Source organism: Phenylobacterium sp., assembly GCF_028290885.1.
Taxonomy (GTDB): domain Bacteria; phylum Pseudomonadota; class Alphaproteobacteria; order Caulobacterales; family Caulobacteraceae; genus Phenylobacterium.
Genome location: NZ_JAQGIZ010000071.1, coordinates 1 through 11139 on the forward strand (window position 1 = coordinate 1; position 11139 = coordinate 11139).

The following is an 11139-nucleotide window of genomic DNA, read 5'->3' on the forward strand; positions in this document are numbered from 1 at the left end:
TTCCGTCCCTCGGGCCGTGCATTGACGTGCAGCACGCGGGCCACCAGCACGCCGGCGTTGGCGGCGATCATCCGGCCGGGCTCGAACGCGAACTGGATGTCCGTCAGGCCGTCCATCACGCGGGCGATCATGGCGGCGTAGGCCGAAGGCTCCGGCGGGGTCGGCTGGTTGAAGTAGGGCGCGCCGAGGCCGCCGCCGAGGTCCAGGCGCTCGACGGCGAGGCCTTCGCCGCGCAGGCGTTCGACGAGCATGCGCATCTTGCGGAACGCCGCCTCCAGGGGCGCGAGATCGGTGATCTGACTGCCGATATGGCAGGCCACGCCCACCGGCCGGACGCCGGCCATGTTGGACGCGTTGGCGTAGAGCCGCTCGGCCTCGGCCAGTGAGACGCCGAACTTGTTCTCGGCCTTGCCGGTGGAGATCTTCGCGTGGCCGCCGGCCTCGACGTCCGGATTGACCCGGATGGCCACGGTGGCGCGCTTGCCGAGCCCTTCGGCCACTGTGTTGACCAAGTGGAGCTCCGGCTCCGACTCCAGGTTGATCTCGGCGACGCCGGCTTCCAGCGCGAAGGCCACCTCCGTGGCAGTCTTGCCGACCCCCGAGAACACGATGCGCTCAGGCGGCACGCCGGCGGCGACGGCGCGCCGGATCTCGCCCTCGGAAACCACGTCCGCCCCGGCGCCCAGGCGGGCCAGCGTGCGCAGGACCGCGACGTTGGAATTGGCCTTCACCGCATATGCGATCAGCGGGTCGCGCAGGCCCGCGCCGGTGAGCGCGTCGCGCAGCACGGTGAAGTGCCGCTCGAGCGTCGCCGAGGAATAGACATAGACCGGCGTGCCGACGGCTTCGGCGATCTTCGCCAGGGGCACGTCCTCGCAATGGAGCTCGCCGCCCCGCAGCTCGAAGTGGTTCATCGCGGATTGGCGTAGGGGTCGGGCAGCGCGCCCGGCGGTCCGGGGCTGAGCGGGTCCTGGCCGGACCCCTCGATCGGCAGGGTGCGCGGCGGGGCGGGATCTGTGGTCTGGTCGCGCTGATCGATGGTGTCGACCGGCCGCTGCGGATCCTGCGCCTGACGGCGCTGCTCCTCGGCCTGCCGGTCGGTGGCGCGCCCGGCGCCGTTCAGCGGGCCAGGCTTCTGAAGGTCCCCCAGCTTGCCGCACGCCCCGAGCGGAGCCCCGAGGGCCAGAAGGACCGCGCCGGTCCGTATAAAGGTGCGAAGCGTCATGCGAGGATTTCCTTCCAACGCTGGATTTGGGAGCGCACCTGATCGGGTGCGGTCCCGCCATAGCTCGTGCGGCTGGCCACCGAGGCCTCGGGGGTCAGCACCTGGTAAACACCATCGGTGATCCGCGGCTCCAGGGCCTGCAGGTCGGCGAGCGGCACGCCGGTCAGGCCGCAGCCCAGCTGTTCGGCCCGCTTCACCGCCGCGCCGGTGATGTGGTGCGCCTCGCGGAACGGCAGGCCCAGCTCCCGCACCAGCCAGTCGGCGAGGTCGGTGGCGGTGGAGAAGCCGCTTCCGGCGGCAACCGCCATCCGCTCCTTGTTCGGCTCAAGGTCGGCGACCATCCCGGCCATGGCGCTCAGCGACAGCTCCAGGGCGTCGAACGCCTCGAAGGTCGGGACCTTATCCTCCTGCATGTCCTTCGAATAGGTCAGCGGCAGGCCCTTCATCACCACGGCCAGCTGGACGAATGAGCCGAGCAGCCGCCCACTCTTGGCGCGCACCAGCTCGGCGGCGTCGGGGTTCTTCTTCTGCGGCATGATCGACGAGCCGGTGGTGAAGGCGTCGGTGAGCGCGATGAAGCCGAACTGCGGCGTCATCCAGATCACGATCTCCTCGGCCAGGCGCGACAGGTGGATGGCGCAGATGCTGGCCGCGCCAAGCGCCTCCAGCGCGAAGTCGCGGTCGGCCACGGTGTCCAGAGAATTGGCGGCCGGCCGGTCGAAGCCCAGCGCCTTGGCGGTCTGGTCGCGATCGATGGGGAAGGGGGAGCCGGCCAGGGCCGCGGCCCCCAGCGGGCTCTCGTTCATCCGCGACCGGGCGTCGGCGAACCGCGAGGCGTCGCGCCCGAACATCTCCACATAGGCCATCAGGTGATGGCCGAAGGTCACCGGCTGGGCCGGCTGCAGGTGGGTGAAGCCCGGCATGAGTGTCGCCGCGTGCGGCTCGGCCTTGGCCACGAGAGCTTTCTGCAGCGCCTTGATCTGCGCGCCCGTCCGGTCGCACGCCTCGCGCACCCACATGCGGAAATCGAGCGCGACCTGGTCGTTGCGCGAGCGGGCGGTGTGCAGCCGCCCGGCTGGCGGGCCGATCAGCTCGCGCAGACGGGCCTCCACGTTCATGTGGATATCCTCGAATTCCTCGCGGAACGGGAAGATCCCGGCGGCCATCTCCTCGCCGATGAGCTTCAGGCCTGCCTGGATCGCCTCGGCGTCCTCGCTTGTAATGACTCCCGTCTTTTGCAACATCGCCGCGTGCGCGCGGGACCCTTCCAGGTCCTGGGCGGCCAGCCTGCGGTCGAAGCTGATGGAGACGTTGATCGCCTGCATCAACTCGGCGGGTTTGTCCGAGAAACGGCCGCCCCACATGGCCTGCCCCGAGGGAGCAGCCTTTGCAGGGGCGTCAGAGGAGTCGTCTGTCATATGAACGATCAGTCCGCGGCCAGGCCCAGGGGCAGGGTCCTGACATGGGCCCTCTGGGGCGCCGCTGCTATAGGCGTCGCGGCGGTTGTCTACATCATCGCGCAGGCGACGACCAAGCCGGCGCCGCAAGCGCCTGTCGCAGCGTCCGGCGCCGTGCCGACCGCCAGCGAGACGCACGACGTCGCCAGGAAGCTCGAGCACACCGCCGACGGGACGGCGCCACCGGCCTACGCCTTCGTCGACAGCGCCGGGAAGAAGGTCACGCCCGCCGACTTCAAGGGCAAGGTCGTGGTGATGAACCTCTGGGCCACCTGGTGCGCGCCCTGCAAGATCGAGATGCCCACCCTGGCGAAGCTGGCGAAGGCCTATGAGGGCAAGCCGGTGGCTGTTGTCGCGGTGAGCATCGACAAGGCCGAGGCGCTCGAACAGGCCAAGGCCTTCCTCGCCCAGCAGGCGCCGCTGGCCTTCTACAACGATCCCGAAGCCAAGCTGCCCTGGGCGCTCAAGCCCGCGGCGAACGGCATGCCAACGACCATCATCCTGGGCAAGGACGGCCTGGAGCGCGGCCGCATCTCGGGCGAGGCCGATTGGTCTGGCGCGGGCGCCAGGTCGGTGATCGACAAGCTTCTCGCGGCGGGCTGAGCCCTAATGGCGGCCGGCGGAATGCGACTCAGGCGATTTGGCGGCTCTTATCGCGACGGCCGCGCTCGGCCCGATGACGGCCCTTAGCAGGCCGACCAGGGAGGTGCGGGCCTCCGGCGTCATCTGCTCATAGGCAGTCAGCAGCTCGAGCGCGCCCGGCGTGCGCATGCGCGTGAGCAGGTCGAGGTCGCCGGTGGTCTCCCGGTCGGGGCCGTCCAGCACGTCCATCAGGTCGATCACCCGGCACTTCAAGGCGCGGGCGATCTGCACCAGGCGGGAGAAGGAGATGCGGTTCGCGCCGTTCTCGTACTTCTGGATCTGCTGGAAGCTGACCCCGCACTGGTCGGCCAACGCCTCCTGCGAAAGGCCGATCGTGCGCCGGCGGATGCGCACCGCGGCGCCCAGGGCCACATCCATAGGATCAGGCGCCTTCGTCGACGGGTCTGCCATTGCGATCCTCCCGGCCGGCTATTCTGCACGAACCGATCCACCGGATCGTGTTGGCCAGCTCCACCATAGGTTAAAGCCTTTGTTTCCGCTTTGGAAAGTCGTTCAGAGAACATTGGTGCGACAATTTGCAACCTCTGCCGTAGGCGGAGCTCTCCGTCTGACGCCGCTGCGTCGATCCGGCGGTTAAGCACTTGGTGACCGAAGCACCCCGAATTCGACCTCTGACGACCTCAGCCGCCCGTCCAAGGTTCCATGCGCGCCATCCGCCTTCATCCACCCTTCGACCACGGCGCCGCCCTCCGCGTGCCGCCGCCCAGCGACAAGGCCAGCTGGCGCACGCTCTGGCGCTGGCTGGGCGAAGAGGCCTGCGCCGTGGTGGAAAGCGCCGCCGTGCAGGTGCGCACCCCCGACGGGCCGGTGATCGCCCGCTGCGGCGACTGGATCGTGCTCTCGCACTCCGGATCCTTCCACGTCGCCCATGCCACCCGGAGCTGCGACGCCTGACCCGCGCGCAGCCGCAGACAATCCTCTAAGACGGCCCGATGCCGCCCAGGTTCGACACCCTCTCCGAAGCCGCCCGCTGGTACGACGCCTGGCTGGGCGAGGCGGCCCTGCCGCTGTGGGCCGGAGCCGGCGTCGATCCTGCAGGCGGGCTGTTCCAGGAAACGCTGAGCGTCGAGGGCCGGCCGGTCGAGGCGCCGCGCCGGGCGCGGGCGCAGGCGCGGCAGGTGTTCGTCTTCGCCTCCGCCGCGACCGCTGGCTACGGCGAACGGTGGCTGCCGGTGGCCCGCGCGGGATGGGCGCGATTCGTCGCCGTCTACCGGCGCCCCGACGGCCTGTTCATCAACCGCGCGTCGGGCGATGGCGCGCCGCTGGACGCGGGGGCCGACATCTACGAGCAGGCCTTCGTGCTGCTGGCCATGGCGGCGCTGCAGGCGGCCGATCCGGCGGCCGGCGATCTCGCCGGCGAGGCGGAGCGGGTGCTGACGGCGCTGAAGGCGCGGCGCAACCCTGCGGGCGGCTTCCGGGAGGCCGGCTCGCATCCCTTCCAGGCCAACTGCCACATGCACCTCTTCGAGAGCGCGCTCGCCTGGGAGGCGGCCGGCGGGCCCCGCTGGGCGGCGCTGTCCGACGAGATCGCAGAGCTCGCGATGTCGAAGTTCATCGACCCGGCGACCGGCGCCCTGCGCGAGTTCTTCGACGCCGACTGGCAGGCGCTGTCCGGCGCCGGCGGCCTGGTGGAGCCCGGTCACCAGTTCGAATGGGCCTGGCTGCTGGAGCGCTGGGGCCGCTCGCGGGGGGACGCGGCGGCGCGGACGGCGGCCGGGCGGCTGTTCCAGAACGGCCTGCGCGGCGTCGATCCGGTCCGCGAAGTCGCGGTCAATGCGCTGTGGGACGATTTCTCCATCCGCGACGGCGCGGCCCGGCTCTGGCCGCAGACCGAACACCTGAAGGCCGCCCTGGTGGTGGGCGACGAGGCGCAGGGCGTCCGCGCCGCGCGCGGGCTGGCGCAATACCTCGACGTCCCGGCCCGCGGCGCCTGGCGCGACAAGCTGCAGGCGGACGGCAGCTTCGTCGAGGAGCCGGCGCCGGCCACGTCGTTCTACCACCTGATGGTTGCGATCCTCGAGCTGAGGTCTCACCTAGGAACGGCCGCCTAGCAAAAGACGCGAGGCAACCAGCCGGGTCCCCATCGGTTTCCCGCCCGATACGCGGAGATTGGGGGCCTAAGGAGCTTGCCGATGGACATGCCGCAGAAGCCCAACTTCCAGGCCGTCGACCCCGCGACCGCCAAGCCCGGACGCAGCTATCCCGGCCACACGCCCGACGAGGCGCTTGAGATCGCCCGCAAAGCCCGCTCCGCCTTCGAAGGCTGGCGACGCACCGGCATCGCCGAGCGCGCCGCCATGATGCGCCGCGCTGCGGCGGTCCTGCGCGCCCGGCAGGACGAGTTCTCCACCCTGATGACCGACGAGATGGGCAAGACGCTCACCGAAGGCCGCGCCGAGGTCGAGAAGTGCGCCGGCAACTGCGATTTCTTCGCCGAACACGCCGCTGCCTTCCTAGCCGACCGGCCGGTGGATATGGGCGGCCCCAAGGCCAAGGTGGCGTTCCGGCCGCTGGGCACGATCCTGGCGGTGATGCCGTGGAATTTCCCGTTCTGGCAGGTGTTCCGCTTCGCCGCACCGACGCTGATGGCCGGCAACACCGCGGTCTTGAAGCACGCCAGCAACGTGCCGGGCTGCGCGCTCGCCATCGAGGACGTGTTCCGCGAGGCGGGCTTCCCTGAAGACGTGTTCCGCACCCTCTTGATCCCCAGCCGCGACGTCCGCGCGGTCATCGAGAGCGACGCGATCGCCGCGCTCAGCCTCACCGGCAGCGTCGAGGCCGGCCGGCAGGTCGCCACCCAGGCGGGCGGGGTCCTAAAGAAGTGCGTGCTCGAGCTCGGCGGCAGCGACGCCTATGTGGTGCTGGAAGACGCCCACATCGAAGGCGCCGCCGAGGTCGCCGCGGCCGCGCGGATGGTCAACGGCGGCCAGAGCTGCATCGCCGGCAAGCGCTTCATCGTGGTGGCGCAGGTCCGCGAGGCCTTCGAGCAGGCGCTGGTGAAGGCGATGGCGGCCTACCAGATCGGCGACCCGCGGCAGGCGGAAACCAGGCTCGGGCCGATGCAGAGCGTCGACGCCCGCGATCACATCCACCGGCAGGTCGTCGAGAGCGTGGCCAAGGGCGCCCGCCTCCTGATCGGCGGCGAGGTCCCCAACAAGCCCGGCGCCTGGTACCCGGCCACGGTGCTCACCGACGTGCGCCCCGGAATGCCGGCCCACGACGAGGAGGTGTTCGGTCCGGTCGCCGCGGTGATCGAAGCCAGGGACGAGGCCGACGCCATCCGCATCGCCAACGACAGCCCCTTCGGCCTGGGTTCCGGCGTGCTCACCGGCGACCTCGAGCGCGGCGAGCGCATCGCCACCGAGGAGCTGGAAGCCGGCATGAGCTTCGTGAACCAGAACGTCCGCTCCGACTCGCGCCTACCGTTCGGCGGGGTGAAGCACTCCGGCTATGGCCGCGAGTGCTCGGAGTTCGGCATCCACGAGTTCGTGAATATCAAGACCGTGCTGGTGCATCCCGAGCCGAGGGCCATCCACGGATCGGAGTAGGTCAGCCGCCGCGGCTGTGGGCCAGGGCGCCCGCCAGATAGGTCCGTTCGATCGCGCGGTCGTCGCCGAGGATCGAGAGCACGAACAGCTTCTCGGCGATGGTCGCCGCCGCACCGGTCCGGCGGGCGAGCAAGGGCGTGGCGGCGAGGTCGAGGACCAGGAAGTCGGCCTCCTTGCCGGGTTCGAGGTTGCCCACCTTGTCGTCGATCTTCATGGCCCGGGCGCCCGCCAGCGTCGCCAGGTAGAAGGCGTGCATCGGGTCGAGCGTCTCGCCGGCGAGCTGCCCCACCTTGTAGGCCTCGCCCATCATGTGCAGCAGCGAGAAGCTGGCGCCCGCCCCGATATCGGTGCCGAGGCCGACGGTCACCCCGCACGCGCAGGCCTGCTTGAGGCTGAACAGCCCGCTGCCGAGCAAGAGGTTCGACGACGGGCAGAAGGCCGCCGCCGCGCCGGCGCGCTGCATGCGGCGCAGGGCGTCGTCCGTCGAATGGACGCAGTGGGCGAACACCGAGCGGGGCGTGACCAGGCCATGGCGGGCGTAGACGTCGAGGTAGTCCTGGTGGTCGGGAAACAGCTCACCGACGCGGGCGATCTCCGCGAGGTTCTCCGACAGGTGAGTGTGGATCAGCACCTCGGGGTGCGCGGCGGCCACCTCGCCGGCCATGGCCAGCTGGGCGTCGGAGGAGGTGACCGCGAAGCGCGGCGTCACGGCGTAGCCCAGGCGGCCGCGGCCCCGCCAGGCGCGGATCAGGGCCTCGGTGTCCGCGCGGCCGGTCCCGACGCTGTCGCAGAGCGCGGCGGGCGCGTGGCGGTCCATCAGCACCTTGCCGGCGACCAGCCGCATGTTGCGGGCAAGCGCCGCCTCGAACAGCGCCTCCACCGAGGTCTTGTGCACTGTGCCGAACACCAGGGCGCTGGTGGTGCCGTTGCGCAGCAGCTCGTCGAGGAAGAACGCCGCCGCCTCGTCGGCGTGCGCCCGGTCGGCGAAGGCCTGCTCGGCGGGAAAGGTGTGGGTGTTCAGCCAGTCCAGGAGCTGCGCGCCCCAGGCGGCCACCACGTCGGTCTGGGGATAGTGGATGTGGGCGTCGACGAAGCCCGGGGTGATCAGCTTTCCGGGAAAGGCGGTGACCGGCGTGTCGGCGCCAAGCGTCGGCGCGATATCCGCATGCGCCCCAAAGGCGGTGACGTAGCCGTCCTCGACGACCAGCAGGCCGTCGGCCTGGTAGTCCCAGGCGGCTTCGGGCGGCGCCCGGCAAGGATCGTCCAGGGCATGCAGCAGGGCGGCGCGATAGGCGTGTCGGCTCACGGCCTATCCTTAGGCCGCCTCGCAGACGGTTCCCAGCACCTCTTCGGCCGTGCGCCACGGGTGGGACAAAGCGCAATGAAATCAGTGGGCCGCGCCACAGACAGTAAAGTCGTAACGCTTGCCAAGTCAGATGGGCGGGCGTTTAATCCGCTCTCAAAGGCCCTACGCCGGCGAGCTGGCGGGGGCCTTTTCGATTCTGGAGGTCTCATAGAGATCCATGTCCGCCAACAGGACATCCCACATCCGGCTCACCTCGCACCCGGGCGCCGGGTCGGCGAGCCGCTTCCCGATCCGCTGGGACGCCCCCACCGCCCGCGAGCGCGGCCCGGTCATCGCCACGCCGAACTCCGGCGCCGACCGCAACGCGGTGGGCGCGCATGGCGGCGCCTATTCGATCTACCGCGCGCTGGCGATCTCGTCGGGCGCCATGGACCCGCTGGTCCGGCCGGAGCTGCACAACACCCATCCGGTCGTGCCGATCGGCCCGCACGACCAGTGGCATGAGGCCGGCAAGATCGTCTCGCTGGATCCCTGGGGCCACCGGATCGCCGAGGACTTCGCGCCAGAGCTGGCGGAAGGCGTCGACATCCGGCCGACCATCGCGGTCACCAAGGCGCGCATCGACCTGCCGGAGATCCATGAGGCCATCGCCAAGGGCCGGCTGAAGGTCGACGGCAAGGTCATCCACGAGAGCGGCGACGTGGCCGTCACCAAGGCGGCGATTGACCCGGTCTGGTATCTGCCCGGCATCGCCCAGCGCTTCGAGGTCGACGAGACCCAGCTTCGCCGGACCCTCTTCGAACAGACCGGCGGCATGTATCCCGAACTGGTCACCCGGCCGGACATCCAGGTCTTCCTGCCCCCGATCGGCGGGATCACCCTCTACATGTTCGGCGATCCGGCCCACCTCGGCGACAGGCGCTTCACTCTGACCTGCCGCGTGCACGACGAGTGCAACGGCTCCGACGTGTTCGGCTCCGACATCTGCACCTGCCGGCCCTATCTGACGCACGGCATCGAGGAGGCGACGCGCCAGGCCCAGGCCGGCGGTACGGGCCTCATCGTCTATAACCGCAAGGAAGGCCGCGCGCTCGGCGAGGTCACCAAGTTCCTGGTCTACAACGCCCGCAAGCGCCAGCCGGGCGGCGACCAGGCGGCGACCTATTTCGAGCGCACCGAGTGCGTGGCCGGCGTGCAGGACGCCCGCTTCCAGCAGCTGATGCCCGACATCATCCACTGGCTCGGCATCCGCCGCATCGACCGCTTCGTCTCCATGTCCAACATGAAGTACGACGCCCTGGTGAAGGGCGGGATCGAGATCGGCGAGCGCGTGCCGATCCCGGACGACCTGGTGCCGCCGGACGCCAGCGTCGAGATGGAAGCCAAGAAGGCCGCCGGCTACTTCACGCCCGAAAAGCCGCCCTCGAAGGCGGACCTGAAGCGTGTGGTCGGCCGCGACCTGACGGAATTCTGAGTTCCCGCCGGTGACCGGTCCCCCGATCTCAAATCACGTCATGGCCGGCCTTGTGCCGCCCATCCATAAGCGCCGGACGTCGGGGATCTGCCTGAGGCAATCGTGTTTATGGATCCCCGGGACAAGCCCGGGGATGACGAGCTTTAGTTAGAGACGTGAACGCCAAACCGAGGACCGACGCCGCCGCCGCGCGGTCTCTGCTTTCGTCGGCCGCGGTTCGCGAGCGCGCCCAGGAGATGCTGGGCGCCGCCTTGGCGGGCGAGGTCGCCGAGTGGCGCGTCGACCTGGCAAAACTCGACGCCGCCGCCGACCTGACGGCGCGGGTGGTGCGCGAGGCCTATCCGGACCTCGACGTGCCGTTCCACGCCCGCTGGCGGCACTTCGTCGTCGACGGCCGCGACCTCTGGGCCGAGCGGGAGAAGCCCTGGGCCGATCCCAAGGACCAGGCCCGGGCGGCTTTCGATCTGGCGATCACCTCGGTGCTGCTGGACGCCGGCGCCGGCGCGGCCTGGCGCTACCGCGACATGGCGACCGGCACGGAGCTCGGCCGCTCCGAAGGGCTCGGGATCGCCTCCCTGCGGCTGTTCGAATCCGGCGTGCTCTCTGCCGACCCGGACGATCCGTTGCGCGCCGATGCGCTTGGGCGGGTGGACGCCGAGCTGCTGGCGAAGGCCTTCCAGGCCCGGCCTGACAATCCGCTGGTCGGCCTCGAAGGCCGCGCGGCCCTGCTGCGGCGGCTCGGCGAGGCGGTGGGCCGGCCCGGCGTCCTGTTCGACGTCATGGCCGCGCGCGCCCGGGACGGACGGCTGGCCGCGCCGGTGATCCTCGAGGTGTTGCTTGAAGCGCTTGGCCCGATCTGGCCGGGCCGTTTGAGCCTCGGCGGCGTGCCGCTCGGCGACTGCTGGCGCCATCCCGCAATCAGGCGCACCGACGCCACCGACGGCTACGTCCCGATCCACAAGCTCTCGCAGTGGCTGGCCTACTCGCTGATCGAACCCCTGGAAGCGGCGGGCGTCGCTGTGGTCGATGTGGACGGCCTGACCGGCCTCGCCGAATACCGCAACGGCGGCCTGTTCGTGGACGCCGGCGTCCTGACCCTGACCGATCCCGCCGACGCCGGGCGCGCCCACCCGGTGGACGGACCGTTGGTGGTCGGATGGCGGTCGCTTACGGTGGCGCTGCTCGACAGGATCGCGCCCATGGTGCGAGAGCGCCTGGACGTCAGCGCCGAGGCCTTCCCGCTGGCGCGCGTGCTGGAGGGCGGGACCTGGGCGGCGGGGCGGCGCATCGCTCGGAGCTTGCGCGCCGACGGCGGCCCGCCGATCACCGTCGTCAGCGACGGCACAGTCTTTTGAGGGGTTCCATGAAGGGCGTCACCATCGTCGACCACCCGCTGGTGCAGCACAAGCTGACGCTGATGCGGAAGAAGGACACCTCCACCAAGAGCTTCCGGCAGCTGCTGAAGG

General features: G+C 70.4%; 11 protein-coding genes and 1 pseudogene. 7 read left to right on the forward strand and 5 right to left on the reverse strand.

The window, feature by feature from the left end; all coding sequences use genetic code 11:
• The 3 genes from lysA to argH all read right to left on the reverse strand — a co-directional run.
• On the reverse strand, nucleotides 1-914 hold a 914-nt coding region (lysA, locus tag JWP28_RS05480), incomplete at its 3' end, for a diaminopimelate decarboxylase (protein WP_299540870.1).
• Nucleotides 911-1225, reverse strand: a complete 315-nt coding sequence (locus tag JWP28_RS05485) for a hypothetical protein (RefSeq protein WP_299540871.1) — start codon at nucleotides 1223-1225, stop codon at nucleotides 911-913. The genes lysA and JWP28_RS05485, both read right to left, overlap by 4 nt.
• Nucleotides 1222-2643, reverse strand: coding sequence for an argininosuccinate lyase (argH, locus tag JWP28_RS05490; RefSeq protein ID WP_299540872.1), 1422 nt, complete (start codon nucleotides 2641-2643; stop codon nucleotides 1222-1224). The genes JWP28_RS05485 and argH overlap by 4 nt, the downstream gene beginning before the upstream one ends.
• Between argH and JWP28_RS05495 the strand changes: the two genes are divergently transcribed.
• Nucleotides 2644-3285: a TlpA disulfide reductase family protein gene (locus JWP28_RS05495; RefSeq protein ID WP_299540874.1), complete on the forward strand. Its 642-nt coding sequence runs from the start codon at nucleotides 2644-2646 to the stop codon at nucleotides 3283-3285.
• A 3-nt stretch (nucleotides 3286-3288) separates the two neighbouring features.
• Here JWP28_RS05495 and JWP28_RS05500 read toward each other — a convergent pair whose 3' ends face one another.
• Nucleotides 3289-3702: a helix-turn-helix transcriptional regulator gene (locus JWP28_RS05500; protein ID WP_299540876.1), complete on the reverse strand. Its 414-nt coding sequence runs from the start codon at nucleotides 3700-3702 to the stop codon at nucleotides 3289-3291.
• A gap of 285 nt (nucleotides 3703-3987) precedes the next feature.
• Between JWP28_RS05500 and JWP28_RS05505 the strand changes: the two genes are divergently transcribed.
• The 3 genes from JWP28_RS05505 to JWP28_RS05515 all read left to right on the forward strand — a co-directional run bounded on the left by JWP28_RS05505 (nucleotide 3988) and on the right by JWP28_RS05515 (nucleotide 6893).
• Nucleotides 3988-4239 carry a hypothetical protein gene (locus JWP28_RS05505; RefSeq protein WP_299540878.1) on the forward strand — a complete coding sequence of 84 codons (252 nt, stop codon included), beginning with the start codon at nucleotides 3988-3990 and terminating at the stop codon, nucleotides 4237-4239.
• Between the two features lie 38 nt (nucleotides 4240-4277).
• Nucleotides 4278-5396, forward strand: coding sequence for an AGE family epimerase/isomerase (locus JWP28_RS05510; protein ID WP_299540880.1), 1119 nt, complete (start codon nucleotides 4278-4280; stop codon nucleotides 5394-5396).
• Between the two features lie 81 nt (nucleotides 5397-5477).
• Nucleotides 5478-6893, forward strand: a complete 1416-nt coding sequence (locus tag JWP28_RS05515; protein ID WP_299540882.1) for an NAD-dependent succinate-semialdehyde dehydrogenase — start codon at nucleotides 5478-5480, stop codon at nucleotides 6891-6893.
• Between the two features lies 1 nt (nucleotide 6894).
• Here JWP28_RS05515 and guaD read toward each other — a convergent pair whose 3' ends face one another.
• Nucleotides 6895-8199, reverse strand: coding sequence for a guanine deaminase (gene guaD, locus JWP28_RS05520; protein WP_299540883.1), 1305 nt, complete (start codon nucleotides 8197-8199; stop codon nucleotides 6895-6897).
• 217 nt (nucleotides 8200-8416) lie between these two features.
• Here guaD and JWP28_RS05525 point away from each other — a divergent pair, with 217 nt between their 5' ends.
• The 3 genes and pseudogenes from JWP28_RS05525 to JWP28_RS05535 all read left to right on the forward strand — a co-directional run.
• A complete protein-coding gene (locus JWP28_RS05525; RefSeq protein ID WP_299540885.1) occupies nucleotides 8417-9673 on the forward strand; it encodes a GTP cyclohydrolase II in 1257 nt (418 codons plus the stop codon).
• Between the two features lie 155 nt (nucleotides 9674-9828).
• Nucleotides 9829-11028 carry a DUF1688 family protein gene (locus tag JWP28_RS05530; RefSeq protein WP_299540886.1) on the forward strand — a complete coding sequence of 400 codons (1200 nt, stop codon included), beginning with the start codon at nucleotides 9829-9831 and terminating at the stop codon, nucleotides 11026-11028.
• An 8-nt stretch (nucleotides 11029-11036) separates the two neighbouring features.
• Nucleotides 11037-11139, forward strand: a pseudogene (locus JWP28_RS05535) (uracil phosphoribosyltransferase); the annotation flags it as partial.

What these genes read in the sequence shown, in the direction of transcription:
- JWP28_RS05485 (WP_299540871.1), bottom strand. Translation starts at nt 1,225, where the DNA reads ATGACGCTTCGCACCTTTATACGGACCGGCGCGGTCCTTCTGGCCCTC.
- argH (WP_299540872.1), bottom strand. Translation starts at nt 2,643, where the DNA reads ATGACAGACGACTCCTCTGACGCCCCTGCAAAGGCTGCTCCCTCGGGG.
- JWP28_RS05495 (WP_299540874.1), top strand. Translation starts at nt 2,644, where the DNA reads ATGAACGATCAGTCCGCGGCCAGGCCCAGGGGCAGGGTCCTGACATGG.
- JWP28_RS05500 (WP_299540876.1), bottom strand. Translation starts at nt 3,702, where the DNA reads ATGGATGTGGCCCTGGGCGCCGCGGTGCGCATCCGCCGGCGCACGATC.
- JWP28_RS05505 (WP_299540878.1), top strand. Translation starts at nt 3,988, where the DNA reads ATGCGCGCCATCCGCCTTCATCCACCCTTCGACCACGGCGCCGCCCTC.
- JWP28_RS05510 (WP_299540880.1), top strand. Translation starts at nt 4,278, where the DNA reads ATGCCGCCCAGGTTCGACACCCTCTCCGAAGCCGCCCGCTGGTACGAC.
- JWP28_RS05515 (WP_299540882.1), top strand. Translation starts at nt 5,478, where the DNA reads ATGGACATGCCGCAGAAGCCCAACTTCCAGGCCGTCGACCCCGCGACC.
- JWP28_RS05525 (WP_299540885.1), top strand. Translation starts at nt 8,417, where the DNA reads ATGTCCGCCAACAGGACATCCCACATCCGGCTCACCTCGCACCCGGGC.